The 19,464-nt window shown below is 73.1% G+C and carries 16 protein-coding genes and 1 pseudogene; 6 read left to right on the forward strand and 11 right to left on the reverse strand.

Annotation, left to right across the window (positions count from 1 at the left end; all coding sequences use genetic code 11):
• Positions 1–67 precede the first annotated feature (67 nt).
• Genes ACIGXE_RS31395 through ACIGXE_RS31425 form a run of 7 tightly spaced genes read right to left on the reverse strand, consistent with a single transcriptional unit; the run spans position 68 to position 7,149 of the window.
• Complete coding sequence (locus tag ACIGXE_RS31395; protein WP_399752672.1) at positions 68–856, reverse strand: ABC transporter ATP-binding protein; 789 nt, start codon at positions 854–856, stop codon at positions 68–70.
• Positions 849–1,778, reverse strand: coding sequence for an ABC transporter permease (locus ACIGXE_RS31400; protein WP_399752673.1), 930 nt, complete (start codon positions 1,776–1,778; stop codon positions 849–851). The genes ACIGXE_RS31395 and ACIGXE_RS31400 overlap by 8 nt, the downstream gene beginning before the upstream one ends.
• A 51-nt stretch (positions 1,779–1,829) precedes the next feature.
• Entirely contained in the window at positions 1,830–2,714 is an 885-nt protein-coding gene (locus ACIGXE_RS31405) for a glycosyltransferase family 2 protein (protein WP_399752675.1), read from the reverse strand.
• Between the two features lie 11 nt (positions 2,715–2,725).
• Positions 2,726–3,541 carry a CDP-alcohol phosphatidyltransferase family protein gene (locus ACIGXE_RS31410; protein ID WP_399752676.1) on the reverse strand — a complete coding sequence of 272 codons (816 nt, stop codon included), beginning with the start codon at positions 3,539–3,541 and terminating at the stop codon, positions 2,726–2,728.
• The gene (locus ACIGXE_RS31415) at positions 3,519–4,580 is read right to left on the reverse strand and encodes an iron-containing alcohol dehydrogenase family protein (RefSeq protein ID WP_399752678.1); all 1,062 of its coding nucleotides are present in this window, start codon (positions 4,578–4,580) and stop codon (positions 3,519–3,521) included. Before ACIGXE_RS31415 ends, ACIGXE_RS31410 begins: the two co-directional genes overlap by 23 nt.
• A complete protein-coding gene (locus ACIGXE_RS31420) occupies positions 4,568–5,317 on the reverse strand; it encodes a sugar phosphate nucleotidyltransferase (RefSeq protein ID WP_399752681.1) in 750 nt (249 codons plus the stop codon). Before ACIGXE_RS31420 ends, ACIGXE_RS31415 begins: the two co-directional genes overlap by 13 nt.
• On the reverse strand, positions 5,314–7,149 hold the full coding sequence (locus ACIGXE_RS31425; RefSeq protein WP_399752708.1) for a DUF5941 domain-containing protein: 1,836 nt from the start codon (positions 7,147–7,149) through the stop codon (positions 5,314–5,316). The genes ACIGXE_RS31420 and ACIGXE_RS31425 overlap by 4 nt, the downstream gene beginning before the upstream one ends.
• 414 nt (positions 7,150–7,563) lie before the next feature.
• Between ACIGXE_RS31425 and ACIGXE_RS31430 the strand changes: the two genes are divergently transcribed.
• From ACIGXE_RS31430 to idi, 3 genes are all read left to right on the forward strand, one after another.
• On the forward strand, positions 7,564–8,505 hold the full coding sequence (locus ACIGXE_RS31430; protein WP_399752683.1) for a cation diffusion facilitator family transporter: 942 nt from the start codon (positions 7,564–7,566) through the stop codon (positions 8,503–8,505).
• Between the two features lie 291 nt (positions 8,506–8,796).
• Entirely contained in the window at positions 8,797–10,059 is a 1,263-nt protein-coding gene (locus ACIGXE_RS31435; RefSeq protein ID WP_399752685.1) for a GNAT family N-acetyltransferase, read from the forward strand.
• 143 nt (positions 10,060–10,202) lie between these two features.
• Positions 10,203–10,811, forward strand: coding sequence for an isopentenyl-diphosphate Delta-isomerase (gene idi / locus ACIGXE_RS31440; protein ID WP_399752686.1), 609 nt, complete (start codon positions 10,203–10,205; stop codon positions 10,809–10,811).
• 88 nt (positions 10,812–10,899) lie between these two features.
• On the opposite strand, the pseudogene ACIGXE_RS31445 reads toward idi, so the two are convergent.
• Both ACIGXE_RS31445 and ACIGXE_RS31450 read right to left on the reverse strand, forming a co-directional pair.
• Positions 10,900–11,346 (reverse strand): annotated as a pseudogene (locus ACIGXE_RS31445) (ATP-binding protein); the annotation flags it as partial.
• A gap of 130 nt (positions 11,347–11,476) precedes the next feature.
• Positions 11,477–12,133: an HdeD family acid-resistance protein gene (locus tag ACIGXE_RS31450; RefSeq protein ID WP_399752688.1), complete on the reverse strand. Its 657-nt coding sequence runs from the start codon at positions 12,131–12,133 to the stop codon at positions 11,477–11,479.
• A 191-nt stretch (positions 12,134–12,324) separates the two neighbouring features.
• Between ACIGXE_RS31450 and ACIGXE_RS31455 the strand changes: the two genes are divergently transcribed.
• On the forward strand, positions 12,325–13,068 hold the full coding sequence (locus tag ACIGXE_RS31455; RefSeq protein WP_399752690.1) for an enoyl-CoA hydratase/isomerase family protein: 744 nt from the start codon (positions 12,325–12,327) through the stop codon (positions 13,066–13,068).
• Positions 13,069–13,465: 397 nt separating this feature from the next.
• Here the strand turns inward: ACIGXE_RS31455 and ACIGXE_RS31460 are convergent, their stop codons facing one another.
• Together ACIGXE_RS31460 and ACIGXE_RS31465 are read right to left on the reverse strand one after the other, a co-directional pair.
• Positions 13,466–14,107 (reverse strand): DJ-1/PfpI family protein, encoded by a 642-nt coding sequence (locus tag ACIGXE_RS31460; RefSeq protein WP_399752692.1) that lies wholly within the window; start codon positions 14,105–14,107, stop codon positions 13,466–13,468.
• Positions 14,108–14,209: 102 nt separating this feature from the next.
• Positions 14,210–15,181 carry a GlxA family transcriptional regulator gene (locus ACIGXE_RS31465; RefSeq protein WP_399752694.1) on the reverse strand — a complete coding sequence of 324 codons (972 nt, stop codon included), beginning with the start codon at positions 15,179–15,181 and terminating at the stop codon, positions 14,210–14,212.
• 481 nt (positions 15,182–15,662) lie between these two features.
• On the opposite strand from ACIGXE_RS31465, the gene ACIGXE_RS31470 reads away from it, so the two are divergent.
• Positions 15,663–16,526 carry a hypothetical protein gene (locus ACIGXE_RS31470; protein ID WP_399752696.1) on the forward strand — a complete coding sequence of 288 codons (864 nt, stop codon included), beginning with the start codon at positions 15,663–15,665 and terminating at the stop codon, positions 16,524–16,526.
• A 385-nt stretch (positions 16,527–16,911) separates the two neighbouring features.
• Positions 16,912–19,338, forward strand: a complete 2,427-nt coding sequence (locus tag ACIGXE_RS31475; RefSeq protein WP_399752699.1) for a Tex family protein — start codon at positions 16,912–16,914, stop codon at positions 19,336–19,338.
• Positions 19,339–19,464: the final 126 nt, after the last annotated feature.

Below are 19,464 nucleotides of genomic sequence, written 5' to 3' on the forward strand. Positions count from 1 at the left end.
CCCGGACACGAAACCGCCCCCGCCGATCGCGTCGGCGGGGGCGGCGGAAGGCCGGGTCTCCCGGGGGCTACTTGCCGGTCTCGCGCTCGTAGGCGGCGATGACCTCGTCGGTCGGGCCGTCCATGAGCAGCTCGCCCTTCTCCAGCCAGAGCACCCGGTCGCAGGTGTCCCGGATCGACTTGTTGCTGTGGCTGACCAGGAAGACCGTGCCGGCCTCCTTGCGCAGCTCGCGGATGCGCTCCTCGGAGCGGATCTGGAACTTGCGGTCACCGGTCGCGAGCGCCTCGTCGATCATGAGGACGTCGTGCTGCTTGGCGGCGGCGATGGCGAAGCGGAGCCGGGCGCCCATGCCGGACGAGTAGGTCCGCATCGGCAGCGAGATGAAGTCGCCCTTCTCGTTGATGCCGGAGAAGTCGACGATGTCCTGATAGCGCGTCTTGATCTCGTCCCGGCTCATGCCCATGGCCAGGCCGCCGAGGATCACGTTGCGCTCACCGGTGAGGTCGCTCATCAGCGCCGCGTTGACGCCGAGCAGCGAGGGCTGGCCGTCGGTGTAGACCTTGCCGCTCTCGGTGGGCAGCAGGCCCGCGATGGCGCGCAGCAGGGTCGACTTGCCGGAGCCGTTGGTGCCGATCAGGCCGATGGCCTCGCCGCGGTACGCGGTGAAGGACACCCCGCGCACGGCGTGCACCTTGCGCACCCCGCGCTCGGTCTCGCCCTTGCGGCGGCGGACGATCCGGCTCAGGGCCGCGGTGGCGCTGCCCTTGCCGCCGGCGGCGCCGTTGACCCGGTAGACGATGTGGACGTTGTCCGCGATGACGGTGGGCACGCGGTCCTGGGAGTCGTGATCAGCCACGGCCGTACCTCTCCTCGGCCTTCCAGAAGTAGACGAAGCCGCCCACGCCGATCACCAGGGACCAGGCCAGGGTGACGAACCAGACGTGCGGCGGGAGGTTGGAGCCGCCGTAGCCGTCGATCAGCGCGAAGCGGATCAGGTCCATGTGCAGCGCGGCCGGGTTGTACTGCAGCAGGTCGGCGATCCAGGCCGGCTGCTCCTCCAGCATCACCGGGATCGAGAACATGACGCCGGACGCGTACATCCAGGTGCGCATGATGAACGGCATCAGCTGCGCCAGGTCGGGCGTCTTGGCGCCCATCCGCGCCACGATCATGGCGAGGCCGGCGTTGAAGACGAACTGGAGGACCAGGGCCGGGAGCATCAGCAGCCAGCTGAGCGACGGGTAGCTGCCGAAGGCCACGGCGATGGCGATGAGCACGACCATCGAGAACAGCAGCTGCTGGAGCTGCTGGAGCGCGAAGGAGATCGGCAGCGAGGCCCGCGGGAAGTGCAGCGCCCGCACCAGGCCGAGGTTGCCCGAGATCGCGCGCACGCCCGCCATCACCGAGCTCTGGGTGAAGGTGAACACGAACACACCGGTCACCAGGAAGGGGATGTACACCGACCGCGACATGCCCCGGTCCGCGTCCAGGATCAGACCGAAGATCAGGAAGTAGACCAGCGCGTTCAGCAGCGGCGTCACCACCTGCCACAGCTGGCCGAGCTTCGCCTGGCTGTACTGGGCGGTGAGCTTCGCCTGGGAGAAGGCCAGGATGAAGTGGCGCCGTCCCCACAGCTGGCGGATGTACTCCCCGAGCCCGGGCCGGGCGCCGCTGACGGCGAGGCCGTACTTCGCGGCCAGCTCGGCCGGGCTCAGCCGGTCGTCGGCGGACGGTCGGGCGCTCGTCACGACCCCACCGTCCTGGGATGTGTCACTCACAGGTCGAAAACTTTCGTGTTCAAGATGCGCGGCAAGTCGGGTACCACGATGTCAGACGACGGGCGGGCGTCCCAGTCGGGTCAGCCGCCACACCGTACGCCACCTCATGGGGTGCCGAGGCCCGCAGGGGGCCGTCCAGCCCTCCCGGAAACCGCCGAACCAGGCCTTGAGAGCGGGTACGGAGGGCCGCCGTGCCAGGGTGAGCAGCAGCCAGACGCCGAGATAGACCGGCACCAGGGGTGCGGGAAGATTGCGGCGCGCCAGCCACACCCGGTTGCGGGCCACGTTGAAGTGGTACGTCGCGTGCCGGGACGGCGGGGTGGTGGGGTGCAGCAGCACCATGTCGGAACGGTAGTCGATCATCCAGTCGGCGTCGAGGGCGCGCCAGGCGAGATCCGTCTCCTCGTGCGCGTAGAAGAACGCGTCCGGCAGGCCGCCCACCTCGGCGAACACCTTGGTGCGCACCGCGTTGGCGCCGCCCAGGAAGGTGGTCACCCGCGAGGAGCGCATCGGGTCCGAGGCGCGCAGCCGCGGCACGTGCCGGCGCTGGGTGAGACCGGTGTCCGGGTCGGCGATCCGGAAGCTGATGATGCCGAGCCGGGGGTCGGCGGTGAAGGCCTGGCGGACCAGCTCCGCGGTGTCGGTGTTGGCGAGCAGACCGTCGTCGTCCAGGAAGAGCAGGGCGTCGACGTCGGAGCCGCCGGGGCCGAAGGCCTCGATGCCGACGTTGCGTCCGCCGGGGATGCCCAGGTTCTCCGGGAGGGTCACCGAGCGGACGCCCTCGGGCAGGTCGGTGATCTCCACCCCCTGGCCCACCACCACGGTCTCGACGGGCTCGCCCTGCTGGCGGGCGATCGAGTCGAGCAGGGCGCGCAGGTCGTCGGGCCGGTTGCCCATGGTGATGATCACGGCCCCGAGCTTCATGGGGGCGGTCATGGTGGGCGTCCTCACTTCAGCCTGCTGGAGGCGAGGATCGACACCAGGTGGAGCACGGTCTGCAGCAGCGCGATGCCGGCGAGCACGGCGACGCCGAGCCGGGTGAAGTAGAGGTCGCCGCGGAGCTGGTCGACGATCGCGAGGACCAGGATCAGCAGGGAGGCCTCGATCCCGAGGATCAGCCGGTGGAACTTGAGCGCGGCGGCGGCCCGGCGGGCCAGCGCCATGCCGGAGGAACGCGGCTCGGCGGCGGACTCCTTGACCGGCGGCAGTCCGCCCTGGTGGCGGGCGACGCCGACGAGGTCGGTCTCGGCCTTGATCAGGATGGCGCCGAGCGCGGCGAGGGTGCCGAGGAAGGCCCACAGCCAGTCGATCCGGCCGCCGCCCCACAGGTCGGCGGCGCGCAGGCCGAAGCCGACGAGGACGGCCGCGTCGCACAGGTAGGCGCCGACCCGGTCCAGGTAGACGCCGCCGAGCGAGAACTGCTTCTTCCAGCGGGCCACCTCGCCGTCGACGCAGTCGAGCAGCAGGTAGAGCTGGACCATGAGCACGCCGAGGACCGCGCCGGCGATGCCGGGCACGAGCAGCGCGGGGGCGGCGAGGACGCCGAACAGCGTCATCAGATAGGTCAGCTGGTTGGGCGTGACCCGGGTGGTCACCAGCTGCCGGGTGATGCGCAGCGAGATCTCGCGCATGTAGAGCCGGCCGCCCCAGTGTTCACCGCTCCGCCGGTCCTTCACACCCGGCGGGTGGACGACCGGGCGGAGCTCGGCCACCGACGGCTTCTGCGTGGACGGGCGGAGCTCAGCTACCGATGGCTTTTGCATAGTCGGCGTACGCGTCCCTGATCTGGTCTGTGGACAGGTCGAGGTGCTCGAGGATGGTGAAGCGGCCCGGCCGGGTCTGCGGGGCGAACTCCACCGCCCGTACGAACTCGTCGACGGTGAAGCCCATCTCCTCGGGCAGGACGGGCAGGCCGTGCCGGCGCAGCGTGGCGACCATCTGCGCGGACTCGTCACGGGCCCCGCGCAGGTGCATGGCGAAGGCGGCGCCGAGGCCGCACTGCTCGCCGTGGCTCGCGGCGCGGGTGGGGAAGAGCAGGTCGAAGGCGTGGCTGATCTCGTGGCAGGCGCCCGAGGAGGGGCGGCTGTCGCCGCTGATCGACATGGCGATGCCGGACATCACCAGGCCTTCGGAGAGGGTGACGAGGAAGTCGTCGTCGCCGACGCCGCCGGGGTGCCGGAGCACCGCCTCGCCGGCGCTGCGGGCCATGGCGGCGGCCAGGCCGTCGACCTTCTCGCCGGTCTCGCGGTGGGAGAGCTCCCAGTCGGCGATGGCGGAGAGGTTGGAGATCGCGTCGCCGATGCCGGAGCGGACGAAGCGGATCGGCGCGTCCCGGATCACGTCGAGGTCGATGACCAGCGCGATCGGGGTGGGCACGCCGTAGGAGCCGCGGCCGTTGTCGTTGTCCAGGGTGGAGATCGGCGAGCAGATGCCGTCGTGCGACAGGTTGGTGGCGATGGCCACCAGCGGCAGGCCGACCCGGGCCGCCGCGTACTTCGTCACGTCGATGATCTTGCCGCCGCCGAGGGCGACGACCGCGTCGTACCGCTTGCCGCGCATGGCGTCGGCGAGCTTGACGGCCTCGTCGATCGTGCCGCCCATGACCGGGTACCAGTCGGCGTCCGGGAGCTCGGGAGCGAAGCGGTCACGCAGCTTCAGGCCGGAGCCGCCGCTGATGGCGACGGCGATCCGCCCGTTGCTGGAGATCCGCTGATCCGCGAGGAGCGCGGACAGGTCGTCCAGCGCTCCTCCGCGGATGTCGACGACGACCGGCGACGGAATGAGCCGGGTCAGTACTGGCACGCGATGTCACGGCCCTTCGCCAGGTCGTCGTGGTTGTCGATCTCGACCCACTTGACGTCGCCGATGGGCGCCACGTCGACGGTGAAGCCGCGGTTCACCAGCTCCTGGTAGCCGTCCTCGTAGTAGAGGTCGGGGTCGCGCTCGAAGGTGGTCTTCAGGGCGTCGGCGAGCTCCTCGGCGGCCTCGGCCTCGATGAGGGTCACGCCGATGTACTCGCCGGTGGCGTCGGCCGGGTCCATCAGCTTGGTGATCTTCTGGACGCCCTTGCCGTCGGCGGTGACGACCTTCATCTCCTCGTCGGCGAGGCTCTTCACCGTGTCGAGGGCGAGGATGATCTTCCGGCCGTCGCCGCGGGCGGCGAGCAGGGTCTTCTCGACGGAGACCGGGTGGACGGTGTCGCCGTTGGCGAGGATCACACCACGCTTGAGGACCTCACGCGCGCACCACAGGGAGTAGGCGTTGTTCCACTCCTCGGCCTTGTCGTTGTCGATGAGGGTCAGCGTGAGGCCGTACTTCGCCTCCAGGGCCTCCTTGCGCGCGTACACGGCCTCCTTGCGGTAGCCGACGACGATCGCGGCCTCGGTGAGGCCGACCTCGGCGAAGTTCTTCAGCGTGAGGTCGAGAACGGTCAGCGAGCCGTCCCCCGCGGGGTCCACGGGCACGAGGGCCTTCGGAAGCGTGTCGGTGTAGGGGCGCAGACGCCGTCCGGCACCGGCTGCCAGTACGAGGCCAATCATGCTGTCTCTCCTTCGTCGTGTACGGCGGGTGCTCCGGAGGAGACCCAGAAGCGGATGGACTCCACGAGCACCACGAGGCCCACGGCGACCGCGAGAGCGGTGAGGGCCGAGGTGAAGTCGTTGCCGCGGTGCGCCAGCAGGGCGGCGAGTACGGCCACCACGAGCGTGCGTCCCTCGTGGCCGCCGATGGTGCGCACCAGCCAGGCGGGCGGCGCGCCGGTGCCGCCGCGAATGCGGTACACCGTGTCGTAGTGATGGTAGGCGACCGCCGCGACCAGCCCGAATGCGGCGGGCAGGGCCTGCGCGGAGCCGGCCTTGGCGGCGAGGGCGAGGACGGTGACGTACTCGGCGGCGCGGAAGAAGGGCGGAACCAGCCAGTCGAGGGAGCCCTTGAGCGGGCGTGCCACGGCGAGACCGGCGGTCATCACGTAGATCACGGCGACCGGGATGAGACGTACGTCTCCGAAGGGCAGGGCCAGCGCGCCGGCGATCATCACGACGGCGCCGAGGGCGGCGACGAAGACCGGGGCGACGACCCCGGTCCGGCCGCGCAGCAGGCGCGCCTGGAGCTCGGCGAGCGGGCCGGAGTCGGCGAGGTCGGCGAGCGCCCCGGCGGCGCTGTCGGTGCGCGTGCCCTTGTTGGTGACCGACCGCAGGACGCGGCCGGCGCTCGTGTAGCAGGCGCCGAAGGCGCAGCCGGCGATGAGCGCCCAGAAGACGATCCGGGGGCTGGTGGCGGCGGTGAGGACGGCGATCATCGCCCAGCGCTCGCCGATAGGCAGGATGATCATGCGCCGGGCCCAGACGGTCCAGCCGACGCTGTCGAGCCGGCTGGAGAGGGCCAGACCCGTCTTGGCCGTGGTCCCCGCGCTGCCGGTCCCGGCCGGGCCCGCGGCGTTCGCCTCGTTGAAGGAGAAGTCCACGACGTGCCGGCAGGTCATGATCACCATCGCGCCGAGCGCGAGGGCCCAGACGTCGTCGCCGTTCCGGGCGGCGCCGAGGGCGAGGCCGGCGTAGAAGGCGTACTCCTTGGCGCGGTCGAAGGTGGCGTCGAGCCAGGCGCCCATCGTCGAGTACTGCAGCGAGTAGCGGGCGAGCTGCCCGTCGGTGCAGTCGAGGACGAAGGAGACCAGGAGCAGCACGCCGGCGGCGACGTAGCCGGCGCGGTCGCCGGTGGCGGCGCAGCCGGCCGCGATCAGCGCGGTGAGCAGCGAGGCGGTGGTGACCTGGTTCGGGGTCAGGCCGCGGCGCGCGCACCAGCGGGCGATGTAGCGCGAGTACGGGCTGATGAAGAAGGTGGTGAAGAAGCCGTCGTGGGCCTTGACCGCGGAGCGGAGCCGTACGGCCTCCTCGTCGACCGCCTCGACGGCGGTGCGCGCCTCGTGGCGGGCCTCGGGGTCGGCCGGCACCGCGGCCACCAGGGTGCCGAGCTGCGGCCGGTGGACGGCGACGCCGTCGGCGTCCAGCGCCTCGGCGAGGGTGTCCGGCAGGCTGGCGACGACGGCGTTCGGCGCGCCGGTGCCGCCGGTCGCGGCGGCGGCCGTGTCGAGCGCGCGGGTCAGCGCCGGGCGGGCCTCGGGCTGCGCGGTGAGCGCGCCCGGCGCCGCGGCGGCCGGGAAGCGGGGGTCGGTGAGGGCCAGCCGCAGGGCGTGGAGGTGGCCGACGAAGCGCGGGTCCACGACGGCGACGCGCTGACCGGCGGGCACGCCGGCGAGCAGGGTGCCCGTCTCGTGGGGGCCGGAGGCGACCTCGACGTCGAAGCCGAGGGACCGCAGATCGGCGTCGAGCGACGATCCGGGTACCGGCGGACCGGTGAGGATGGCGGTCGACAGGGCGAACTCACTCCTTGGAGCTGGCGGACGGGCCGGTGGGGCCCACGGCACGGCCCCGGGCGCGGTGATGCGGCCCGGCACCGGGCGGCGGCACGTCGGCTGAGGCTATCGGATGACGGAAGCGCGAGTTCACCGAGGTTTCGTGGGACGGCCTCCCCCGGGCCGCCTCGCGTCCGCGCGGGTGCGCCACCCACTGGAGATCATCATGGGTGATCGGCGGCCCGGCCCACAAACCGCGGCCGAGGGGGTTCGCGGCCGGGCTCGCGGGCACACGCGGTCCGATTCACATCACCGCAGGTCAGAGCATATGACAACGGTGTTCAGTACCGTGTTGCGCATACCCCCCACCCGTAGTTCACTGGCGAATCGGGGACATCACCGAGCACACTGTCGACACGACCGGGAGGCCTGGGCATGGGGGCTGGACACGACCACGGGCACAGCCACGGCGGACCGCCGCCGACCGGCACCGCGGCCCTGGCGTACCGGAACCGACTGCGGATCGCGCTCGGCATCACGCTCTCCGTGATGGTGGTGGAGATCGTCGGCGGTGTCCTCGCCGACTCGCTCGCCCTGATCGCCGACGCCGCGCACATGGCGACCGACGCCCTCGGCCTCGGGATGGCCCTGCTCGCCATCCACTTCGCCAACCGGCCACCGGTCGGCAACCGCACCTTCGGCTTCGCGCGGGCCGAGATCCTGGCCGCGCTCGCCAACTGTCTGCTGCTGCTCGGCGTGGGCGGCTACGTCCTCTACGAGGCGATCCAGCGCTTCCTGGAGCCGGCCGAGACCCGCGGCGGACTGGCCATCGCCTTCGCGCTGGTCGGTCTGGTCGCCAACATCGTCTCCCTGTCGCTGCTGATGCGCGGGCAGAAGGAGAGCCTGAACGTGCGCGGCGCCTATCTGGAGGTGCTCGCCGACGCGCTCGGCTCCGTGACGGTGATCGTCGCCGCCGGCGTCATCCTGCTCACCGGATGGCAGTACGCGGACCCGATCGCCTCGATCCTGATCGGCCTGATGATCGTGCCGCGGACGGTGAAGCTGCTGCGGGAGACCCTGGACGTGCTCCTGGAGGCGGCGCCCAAGGGCGTCGACATGGCGGAGGTACGGGCCCACATCCTGGCCCTGCCGGGCGTCGAGGACGTGCACGACCTGCACGCCTGGACGATCACCTCGGGCATGCCGGTGCTGTCGGCGCACGTGGTCGTCACCCAGGACGCGCTGGACGCGGTCGGGCACGAGAAGCTGCTGCACGACCTCCAGGGCTGCCTCGGCTCGCACTTCGACGTGGAGCACTGCACCTTCCAGCTGGAGCCGGCCGGGCACGCCGCGCACGAGGCCAAGCTCTGCCTCTGAAGGCCGGGCGCGGCCCGGAGGCGGAGCCGTACCCCGGCTCTGCCTCCGAAGGCCGTGCGCGCCCCCGGAGGCGGAGCCGTACGCCGAACGAGGCCCGGCGCCGCTCCGCTGTTGCTAGCCTGATGGCGTACGGACGTGAGTGGGGAGAGGAGCTGAGGTTGATGACCGTCGCGATGGAGGCTGCCCGCAGCGGCAGCGCCCGGTCGTTCCTCAGCCTCCGGGTCTCCGGCTGACCTGACGCTTCGCCCGTCCGCCGTCGGCCGGGACCCCTTCACTCAAGGGTTTCCCACGTTGTCCGACCACACCCAGGCGCTTCACGACGCCTTCTTCGCCCTGCACCACGGCCTGCCGCGGCAGGGCCCCGGCTCCGACCCCACCACCCGTCGGCTGCTCGCGCTCGCCGGCCCGCTCCCCGCGCGTCCGCGCGTGCTCGACCTCGGCTGCGGCCCCGGCCGCTCCGCGCTGCTGCTCGCGGCCGAGGCGGGCGCCGAGGTGACCGCCGTCGACCTGCACGAGCCGTTCCTGGCCGAGCTCCGGGAGGCGGCGGCCGCCCGCGGGCTCGCCGACCGGGTCCGTACGCTGCGCGCCGACATGGGCGCGCTGGACGCGGCGGGACTGCCCGACGCCTCCTTCGACCTCGTCTGGGCGGAGAGCTCGGTCTTCGTGCTCGGCTTCGACCGGGCGCTCGCCGCGTGGCGCAGGCTGCTCGCGCCCGGTGGCACGCTCGTACTCACCGAGTGCGTGTGGACCACCGAGCGGCCCTCCCCCGAGGCCCGGGCCTTCTGGGAGGACCACTACCGGCTCCGTACCGTCTCCGGGAACGCGGCGGCGGCCGTCGCGGCCGGGTACCACGTCCTCGGGACCTTCCTCCAGCCGGAGGGCGACTGGGACGAGTACTACGGACCGCTCGCCGAGCACGCCGAGGCGGCCGACACCTCCGTGCCCGGCATGGCCGAGGCGGTCTCCGGGGCCCGGGCCGAGATCGCCCTGCGGCGCGCGCACGGCGGCGACTACGGCTACGCCGGCTTCGTCCTGCGGCCGGCCGACCCGCGATGGCGCACCCGGGAGGAGACCCCCGCGGACGTCGCCGCCGTACGGGAGATCAACGCGCGGGCCTTCCCGACCGCCGAGGAGGCCGGGCTGGTCGACGCCCTGCGCGCCGACCGGGAGGCCTGGCTGCCGGGTCTCTCGTACGTGGCGGAGGCGCCGGACGGCACGGTCGCCGCGTACGCGCTGATCACGCGGTGCCGGGTCGACGGGGTCCCGGCGGCGGCGCTCGGGCCGGTGGCCGTGGATCCCGCTCACCAGCGGACGGGGGCCGGGCAGGCCGTCGTCCGGGCGGTGCTCGACGCGGCGCGGCTGCGCGGCGAGCGGCTCGTGCTGGTGCTCGGCCATCCGGACTACTACCCACGGTTCGGGTTCGTACGGGCGTCCGCATACGGGATCAAGCCAGCCTTCGAGGTTCCGGACGAAGCCATGATGGCGCTCGACCTGGACGGTTCCGGGCCGGTCCCCAGGGGCACGATCTCGTATCCGGCGGCTTTCGGGGTCTGACAAGGCGGTCGCTCCCACCGCACCGGGATGTACTCCGGTGTGGTGGGAGCGGCCATGTCCGGCCGCCGAAGTACGGACAAGCCGGTTTTGTACGGCAGACTGAGGTGGCCCCTCAGGGCGAGGACCGAAGCGTAAGGATGGGTATGCCGACCACATCAGCCACCGTGGCCCAGAGCTCGTCGAACGGCGTCCGGCCGGTCGAGGACGAGGCGCCGATCATGCTCGAACTGGTCGACGAAGACGGCGTCACGATCGGTACGGCGGAGAAGCTCGCGGCACACCAGGCGCCGGGGCAGCTGCACCGCGCCTTCTCGGTGTTCCTCTTCGACGAGGCGGGCCGGCTGCTGCTGCAGCGGCGGGCGCTCGGCAAGTACCACTCCCCCGGAGTGTGGTCCAACACCTGCTGCGGCCACCCGTACCCGGGCGAGGCGCCGTTCGCGGCGGCCGCCCGGCGCACCTTCGAGGAGCTCGGCGTCTCGCCCTCGCTGCTCGCGGAGGCGGGCACGGTCCGCTACAACCACCCGGACCCCGCCTCGGGCCTGGTGGAGCAGGAGTTCAACCACCTCTTCGTCGGCCTGGTGCAGGCGGCTCCGACGCCGGATCCCGAGGAGGTCGAGGAGACCGCCTTCGTGACCGCGGCCGAGCTCGCCGAGCGTCACGCGGCCGCGCCGTTCTCCGCCTGGTTCATGACGGTGCTCGACGCGGCGCGTCCGGCGATCAAGGAGCTGACGGGTCAGTCCGGGGGCTGGTGACCCCGGCGGTCCCCGGAGCGGTGCCGGGCACGGGCCCCGGCACCGCGTTCGGCACCACCGGTCCGGCCGGCGCCTGACCCGGTACGAACGGGTTCATGGGCAGCGCCGCCCAGATGATCTTGCCGCCGCTCGCGGTGTGCTCGACGTCGCAGGCACCGCCCGACTCCAGGGCGATCTCCCGGACCAGCAGGAGGCCACGGCCGCCGGTCTGGCCCCAGTCGGCCACCAGGGCCTTGGGACGGTAGGGATGGTTGTCCTCGACGGACACCCGGATCCACTCCGTCCCGATGGCCACCTCCACCGCTATCTCCGGGGAGAGCAGCGCGGCGTGCTTGACCGCGTTGGTGACCAGTTCGGAGACGATGAGAAGCAGTCCCTGGACGGTGTCGTCGTGGACCGGAACGCGCTGCCGGATCAGCAGGTCACGGACGGCGTGCCGGGCCTGCGGCACGGACACGTCCACAGCGGGAGCGGTGAATCGCCAGACCCCTTCGTAGGACGGTGGCCGGGCGGGGACGCTCCCGCGGCTCTCCATAGTCCGGCTCCCACCCTCGTGCTCGATTGTCGCCACACGTCGAGTCTTGGGAATCCGCAGGTCCACCTCGGGATACTGACCAGAAGTCGACACCTATCGACCGAGTTCTGATCAGGTGAGTATGCCAATGTCAGTTGTTCGACTGATCCTGATCCTCCGCTGACGACTTAGGAGGACCGGCCGCCGGTGTGACCATACGCACGATACGGCGGCCCCCCACTCCCATGGCGACCAGGCCCAGTCCGTCGAAGAGCAGCGCGAGCGAGAAGAACGCTCCGAGAACATAGCGGCTGCTGTCCGGCCAGTCGACGAGCACCAGGATGCCCAGCAGCAGCCCGAACGCGCCCTGGAGCAGGGTCCAGCCGAACTGCGGCCCGCGCACCACCACGCTGCCCACCAGCCGGAACAGCCCGCCCGTCAGGAAGAGCAGGGCGGCGAACATCGTCAGCGCCTCCGCCGAGCCCTCCGGGTGTCTGATGACGACCACCCCGGCCGCGATGTTCAGCGCCGCGACCACCACCGCGAGCCAGAAGTAGTTGCTCCCGCGTGACTCGACGGCGTGCAGCAGCCCGACGATCCCGCCGATCAGCAGCAGCCAGCCGAAGAGGAGCATCGAGGTGAGGGTGGCCACGCCGGTGTAGATCAGGCCGACGATCCCGCCGACGACCAGCAGGACCCCGAGCGCGGTGAGCCAGCCGAAGCTGCGGCGCAGCCGCTTCCCCTCGCGGCGCAGTTCGTTGCGTTCGCCGCCGGTCAGGTACTCCGGGGACGAGTCCTCGTGGGCCATGGACGTCTCCTCTCACCACGGACGACGCCGGGCACCTCGACGCCGGCGAGCCGGGCGGCGTTGGCGTCGGCGGCCTCTCCTGCCCATGGACGTCTGCTCCTCACCATGGACGTCCCCCTCTCACCACGGATTTCTGCTCTCCGCACCCCTTCCTGATCGTACGAAGGGGGTGCCCGGATAGCATCCGGCGCATGGAGCCCCAGCTGACCGTCAGCGTCGCCGACGAGGTCGCCACCCTCGTGATCGCCAACCCCGCCAAGCGCAACGCCATGACCGCCGGCATGTGGCGGTCCCTGCCCGGGCTGCTGGCCCCGCTGGCCGCCGACCCGGCCGTACGCGCCCTGGTGCTGACCGGTGCGGGCGAGACCTTCTGCGCCGGGGCCGACATCTCGACCCTCCGCGAACCGGGCGACGAGCAGCAGACCCTCGCGGTCCGCGCCGAGGACGCGCTGGCCGCCTTCCCCAAGCCGACCCTCGCCGCGATCCGCGGCTTCTGCGTCGGCGGCGGCAGCCAGCTCGCCGCCGCCTGCGACCTGCGGTTCGCCGAGGAGGGCGCGCGGTTCGGAGTGACCCCGTCGAAGCTCGGCATCGTCTACCCGTCCTCGTCCACCCGCCGCCTCGCCTCCCTCGTGGGCCCCTCGGCCGCCAAGCACCTGCTGTTCTCGGGCGAGCTGATCGACACAGAGCGGGCGCTGCGCACCGGGCTCGTCGACGAGGTGCTCCCGGTGGGCGAACTGGACAAGCGGGTGGCGGAGTTCACCCGCACGCTCGTCTCCCGCTCGCTGCTCACCCAGGCAGCCGCGAAGGAGTTCGCCGACGGCCGCACCGACCGGGACGCGCACTGGGCGGAGCAGGCACGCGGCAGCGGCGACACCGCGGAGGGGGTCGCCGCCTTCCTGGAACGCCGCCCGGCCCGGTTCACGTACGGGCTCTGAGGTCTGAGGGGGGCGGGCCCGCTGGTCCTGGAACGGCTTCGCGCACGGAGGGTGAGGCGGGGCCGGGCCTGCTGTTCTTGGACCGGCTTCGCGCACGGACGTTGAGGCGGGGCCGGGCCTGCTGGTCCTGGAACGGCTTCGCGCACGGAGGGTGAGGCGGGGCCGGGCCTGCTGGTCCTGGAACGGCTCCGCGCACGACGCTGAGGCGGGGCCGGGCCTGCTGGTCCTGGAACGGCTTCGCGCACGGAGGGTGAGGCGGGGCCGGGCCCGCTGTTCTTGGACCGGCTTCGCGCACGGACGTTGAGGCGGGGCCGGGCCTGCTGGTCCTGGAACGGCTCCGGCTCCGGCTACGAACCTGAGGCCGGCCCGGTCCCGCTCCTCCTGGGCCTCCCCGGACCTACTCCTGGACCAGGACCTTCTCGGCCTGGCCGCGCCAGTGGGCGACGATCGCGGCCGGGGCCTTGGCCGGGGAGCCCGCGTCGTACGGCGGCTGCGGGTCGTACTCGGTGAGGAGCTGGATCGTCTGCGCGGTCGCGTCCCCGGCGATCCGGCCGAGCAGGTGCAGGGCCATGTCGATGCCCGAGGAGACCCCGGCGGCCGTGACGTACTTGCCGTCGACGACGACCCGCTCCCCCGTCGACTCGGCCCCCAGCGGCGCGAGTTCGTCCAGGGCGAGCCAGTGGCAGGCGGCCCGGCGGCCGGCGAGCAGCCCCGCCCCTGCGAGCACCAGGGAGCCGGTGCAGACCGAGGTGGTCCAGGTGCTGGTCGCGTCGGCGGTCCGCAGCCAGTCGAGGATCTCCGGGTCGTGCATGGCCTCCCGCGAGCCCGGACCGCCGGGCACCAGGACGATGTCGGGCCGGGGCACGTCCCCCAGGGCCTTGTCGGCGACCAGGGCGAGGCTGCCCTGGTCGCCGCGGACCGGCCCCGGCTCCTTAGCGACGAAGACGGTCTCGGCGCCGGGGAGTCGGGCGAGGAGTTCGTAGGGGCCGACGGCGTCGAGCGTGGTGAAGCGGTCGTAGAGCAGGACGGCGATCTGCATGGTGGCTCCTCGGTATCGGATGGTGTGAAGCGGTGGCGGGCGCGCCGCCGGTCGACGGCGTACGTCAGCGGTGGCGGGCGCGCCGCCGGTCGACGGCGTACGTCAGGCGATGGGCGCGTGGAAGCGGCGCCGGTAGTCCGCCGGGGCGGTGCCGAGCGCCTTCACGAAGGCGCGGCGCATCGCCTCGGGCGTGCCGTATCCGGCGGCGCGGGCGACCTCCTGGACGCCCTGGACGGACTCCTCCAGGAGCCGCCGGGCGTGTTCCAGCCGTACGCGGTCGACGTAGCGGCCGGGTGTCGTACCGGTCTCGGCCTGGAAGGCGCGCGCGAAGTGCCGGGGCGAGAGCCCGGCGCGGGCGGCGAGCGCCTCCACCGAGTGGTCGCCCTCGGGATGCTCGGCGATCCAGTGCTGCAGGTCCCGCAGCGGCGCCCGGCGGGCCGTCTGCGCGGCCAGTTGGGCGCTGAACTGCGCCTGGTTGCCGGGCCGGCGCAGGAAGACGACCAGGTGGCGCGCGACGGTGAGGGCGACGTCCCGGCCGAGGTCCTCCTCGACCAGGGCGAGCGCGAGGTCGATCCCCGCGGTCACCCCGGCGGAGGTGGCGAGCCGGCCGTCCCGGACGAAGATCGGCTCCGGGTCCACCTCGACCTCGGGGTGGCGCCGGGCCAGGTGGTCGCAGGCGATCCAGTGGGTCGTCACCCGGTGCCCGTCGAGCAGCCCGGCCTCGGCGAGCAGCAGCGCGCCGGTGCAGACCGAGACGAGCCGCTCCGCGTCGGGGGCGTGCCCGCGCAGCCACGCGACCAGCGCCGGGTCGGGGACGCGGGTGCCCTCGCCGCCGGGCACCAGCAGGGTGTGCGGGGGCCCGTCGGCGACGGCGTCCGCGAGGGAGGTGTCGGGCAGCAGGCGCAGTCCGCTGTGGGTGCGGACCGGACCGCCGTCCGTCGAGGCCGTACGGATGGGGTAAGCGTCCGGCCGCCCGGCGGCCCGGGCGGCACCGGCGAACACCTCCACGGGGCCGGTGACGTCGAGGCTCTGCACGCCGTCGAAGAGGACGACGAGTACGGGTCGCTGCGTCATGCCTCCATCCTTCGCGGCACCGCGAATGGCCGCAATGACGAGCTTCCCACCTTTTCTGCCATGGGGGGGGTGGGGCTGAGCGGGGGCGCGGGGTGCCGCGGGGCGGGGGCTGGGCGTAGCGCGCAGGTCTGGGGCTCGGGCGGGGGGGCCGCAGGTCTGGGGCCCGGGCGGGGTGCCGCAGGTCCGGGGCCCGGGCGGGGTGCCGCAAGTCCGGGGCCCGGGCGGGGGGGCCGCAGGTCCGGGGCCCGGGCGGGGTGCCGCAGGTCCGGGGCCCGGGCGGGGTGCCGCAGGTCCGGGGCCCGGGCGGGGTGCCGCAGGTCCGGGGCCCGGGCGGGGGGGCCGCAGGTCCGGGGCCCGGGCGGGGTGCCGCAGGTCCGGCGCCCGGGCGGGGCGTCCCCGGCCTTCCTGATCGCGCCATGGGGCGGGGCACGGCACACCCTGGGATTCCCGCCGTACCGTCCAGTAGGTATGGTGCGGACCCATGACGAACCTGCCGCCCCGCGCGGGCCGCCGCTGCGCCCACCCGGTGAACCTGCTGCACGCGACGCTCTTCTTCTCGCCGGATCTCGACGTCGAGTTCAAGGAGCTCGGCATCGAGGACCCGAGCGCGATGCGGCTGGCCGCGCGCAGCGCCCCGCTCGGGGCGGTGGGCGCCGGAACGGTCGCCGCGACCTTCTACAACTACAACCACGCGTTCCTCGCCCGGCACCTGCCGGCCGTCTGGGAGGCCGCCTCCCCCGCCGCCGTCCTCGACGCCCGGCTGCGGGTCGTCGACACCACCCTGCGGCGGCTGCTCGGCGACGACGTGGTCGCCTCGCCCGAGATGGCCGAGGCCGCCGAGCTCGCGCTGCGCGCCGCGGAGGCCTGCACCCGGCACGCCCGCCCGCTGTACGCCGGCAACGCCGACCTGCCCGCCCCGGACGCCCCGCACCTGCGCCTGTGGCACGCCGCCACGCTGCTGCGCGAGCACCGCGGCGACGGGCACCTGACGGCCCTGCTCGGCGCCGGACTCGACCCGGTGGAGGCACTCGCCAGCCACACCGCCACCGGCAAGGGCATGGCCCCGCGCTGGGTCCTCGGCACCCGCGGCTGGGGCCGCGCCGACTGGGACGCGGCCCAGGAGCGGCTGCGCGAGCGGGGACTGCTCGACGCCGAGGGCGAGCTGACCGCGGAGGGCGTGGCGCTGCGCGAGGCGCTGGAGGACGAGACCGACCGCCTGGACGCGGCGCCGTACGAGCACCTGGGCGCGGACGGCGTGGCCAGGCTCACCGAGCTGGCCCGGGGCTTCCTGGTGGCCGCCGTCGGCGCGGGCGCGTTCCCGGGCGACCTGACGGGCAAGGCGTAGCCGGAGGCGGCGGGGCGGGCGACCGGAGGGGCAAGGCGTAGTCGGCGGGGCGGGCAACCGGAGGGCCAGGCGTAGCCACGGAGCGGGCGGCCCGATGGGGCGGGCCTGGCCGGCGGAGCGGGCGACCTGACGGGGCCGGCGGGGCAGGCCTGGCCGGCGAGGCGGGCAAGACCTGACGGGGCAGGCCCGGCCGGCGGAGCGGGCGACCTGGCGGAGCAGGCCGGGCGAGGCGGCCGGCACGATGGGCCTGGTGCAGCGAGCGGGGCCGGCGAGCTGACGAGGCGGGCCTGGGTGGCGGCAGGGCGGGTCGGTTGCCGCGTTCGGGTGACCGACCCGGCAGAATGCTTCCGCAAGCTTGAGGCACGAGAAGGCGGGTCGGGACATCGTGACGACGTCCATCGAAGCAAGGATCGCCGAGGAGCTCGGCGTACGCGAGCGACAGGTGAAGGCGGCCGTCGAACTGCTCGACGGCGGTTCGACCGTGCCGTTCATCGCGCGCTACCGCAAGGAAGCGACGGAGATGCTCGACGACGCGCAGCTGCGCACCCTGGAGGAGCGGCTGCGGTATCTGCGCGAGCTGGAGGACCGGCGGACCGCCGTCCTCGACTCCGTACGCGAACAGGGCAAGCTGACGCCCGAGCTGGAGGCGCAGATCCGGGCCGCCGACACCAAGGCCCGCCTGGAGGACATCTACCTGCCGTTCAAGCCCAAGCGGCGCACCAAGGCGCAGATCGCCCGCGAGGCCGGTCTGGAGCCGCTGGCCGAGGGGCTGCTCGCCGACCCGTCGGTGGACCCGCTCACCGCCGCGGCCGCGTTCGTGGACGCCGACAAGGGCGTCGCGGACCCCTCGGCGGCGCTCGACGGCGCGCGCGCCATCCTCACCGAGAAGTTCTCCGAGGACGCCGACCTGATCGGCGAGCTGCGTGAGCGCATGTGGAGCCGGGGACGGCTGGCGGCCAAGGTCCGGGAGGGCAAGGAGGAGGCGGGCGCGAAGTTCGCCGACTACTTCGACTTCGTCGAGCCGTTCACCGCGCTGCCCTCGCACCGGATCCTCGCCATGCTGCGCGGCGAGAAGGAGGACGTCCTCACCCTGGACCTGGAGCCCGAGGAGCCCGCCGACGGTCCGACGGCGACCCCGGCGGCCTCGTCCTCGTCCTCGTACGAGCCGATCATCGCCTCCCGCTTCGGCGTGGCCGACCGTGGCCGCCCCGGCGACAAGTGGCTCCTGGACACGGTCCGCTGGGCCTGGCGCACCCGGATCCTGGTCCACCTCGGGATCGACCTGCGGCTGCGGCTGCGGACGGCCGCCGAGGACGAGGCGGTCCGGGTCTTCGCGGCGAACCTGCGCGACCTGCTGCTGGCCGCGCCCGCGGGCACGCGCGCGACGCTGGGCCTCGACCCCGGTTTCCGTACCGGCGTGAAGGTCGCCGTGGTCGACGCGACGGGCAAGGTCGTGGCCACCGACACGATCTACCCGCACGTCCCGGCGAACAAGTGGGACGAGTCCCTCGCCAAGCTGGCCCGGCTCGCCAAGGAGCACGCGGTCGAGCTGGTCGCCATCGGCAACGGCACCGCCTCCCGCGAGACGGACAAGCTGGCCGGCGAACTCATCGCGAAGCACCCCGAGTTGAAGCTGACGAAGGTGATGGTGTCCGAGGCCGGCGCCTCGGTCTACTCCGCGTCCGCGTTCGCCTCGCAGGAACTCCCCGGCCTGGACGTGTCGTTGCGCGGCGCGGTGTCCATCGCACGGCGCCTCCAGGATCCGCTGGCCGAGCTGGTGAAGATCGACCCGAAGTCCATCGGCGTCGGCCAGTACCAGCACGACCTGTCCGAGGTGAAGCTGTCCCGCTCCCTCGACGCGGTCGTCGAGGACTGTGTGAACGGCGTCGGCGTCGACGTCAACACCGCCTCGGCGCCGCTGCTTTCGCGGGTCTCCGGCATCGGGGCGGGCCTCGCCGAGAACATCGTGGCGCATCGCGACGCCAACGGTCCGTTCCGGTCCCGTAAGGCGCTGAAGGACGTGGCGCGGCTCGGCCCCAAGGCGTACGAGCAGTGCGCGGGCTTCCTGCGCATCCGCGGCGGCGACGACCCGCTGGACGCGTCGGCGGTGCACCCCGAGGCGTACCCCGTGGTGCGCCGGATGGTGAAGACGGCGGGCGGCGAGGTCGCCGCGCTGATCGGCAACACCGGGGTGCTGCGCTCCCTGCGGGCCGACGACTTCGTGGACGAGACCTTCGGTCTGCCGACGGTCACCGACATCCTGAAGGAACTGGAGAAGCCGGGCCGCGACCCGCGACCCGCGTTCAAGACGGCCACCTTCAAGGAGGGCGTCGAGAAGATCTCCGACCTGGTGGCGGGGATGGTCCTGGAGGGCGTGGTGACCAATGTCGCCGCCTTCGGCGCCTTCGTCGACGTCGGCGTCCACCAGGACGGCCTCGTCCACGTCTCGGCCATGTCGAAGAACTTCGTCAAGGACCCGCGGGACGTGGTGAAGCCGGGCGACGTGGTGAGGGTGAAGGTCCTCGACGTCGACATCCCGCGCAAGCGGATCTCCCTCACCCTCCGCCTTGACGACGAGGCGACGGCGGAAGCCGGATCCGGCGCCGGCGAGCGCGCGCCCCGGCGCGAACGCGGCGGCCGCCCGCCGCAGCAGCGCCGCGGCGGAGCCGGCGGCGGGGGCGGGGGCGGGGACCGCAACCGCGACCGCCAGCCCTCCGCACCGGCCCCCGCGAACAGCGCGATGGCCGACGCCCTCCGCAAGGCCGGCCTCCTGAACGAGGGCAGCGGCAACGGCAAGCGCCGCGGCCGCTGACCCCCGCCGGGGCGGGGCGCCCGGGCCCGCCCCCCCGGGGGGCCCCCCGGGGGGGCCCCCCCCCCCCCCCCCCCGGGGAAACCCCAAAAAAGAAAAAAAAAGGGTGTGTGGAGTGTGAGTAAAGGG

The organism is Streptomyces sp. NPDC053431 (genome assembly GCF_044544925.1).
Lineage (GTDB): Bacteria > Actinomycetota > Actinomycetes > Streptomycetales > Streptomycetaceae > Streptomyces.

Excerpts from the sequence above, each read along its gene's own strand:
- ACIGXE_RS31405 (WP_399752675.1), bottom strand. The coding sequence starts at position 2,714 with ATGACCGCCCCCATGAAGCTCGGGGCCGTGATCATCACCATGGGCAAC.
- ACIGXE_RS31410 (WP_399752676.1), bottom strand. The coding sequence starts at position 3,541 with ATGCAAAAGCCATCGGTAGCTGAGCTCCGCCCGTCCACGCAGAAGCCG.
- ACIGXE_RS31420 (WP_399752681.1), bottom strand. The coding sequence starts at position 5,317 with ATGATTGGCCTCGTACTGGCAGCCGGTGCCGGACGGCGTCTGCGCCCC.
- ACIGXE_RS31430 (WP_399752683.1), top strand. The coding sequence starts at position 7,564 with ATGGGGGCTGGACACGACCACGGGCACAGCCACGGCGGACCGCCGCCG.
- idi (WP_399752686.1), top strand. The coding sequence starts at position 10,203 with ATGCCGACCACATCAGCCACCGTGGCCCAGAGCTCGTCGAACGGCGTC.
- ACIGXE_RS31450 (WP_399752688.1), bottom strand. The coding sequence starts at position 12,133 with ATGGCCCACGAGGACTCGTCCCCGGAGTACCTGACCGGCGGCGAACGC.
- ACIGXE_RS31455 (WP_399752690.1), top strand. The coding sequence starts at position 12,325 with ATGGAGCCCCAGCTGACCGTCAGCGTCGCCGACGAGGTCGCCACCCTC.
- ACIGXE_RS31460 (WP_399752692.1), bottom strand. The coding sequence starts at position 14,107 with ATGCAGATCGCCGTCCTGCTCTACGACCGCTTCACCACGCTCGACGCC.
- ACIGXE_RS31465 (WP_399752694.1), bottom strand. The coding sequence starts at position 15,181 with ATGACGCAGCGACCCGTACTCGTCGTCCTCTTCGACGGCGTGCAGAGC.
- ACIGXE_RS31470 (WP_399752696.1), top strand. The coding sequence starts at position 15,663 with ATGACGAACCTGCCGCCCCGCGCGGGCCGCCGCTGCGCCCACCCGGTG.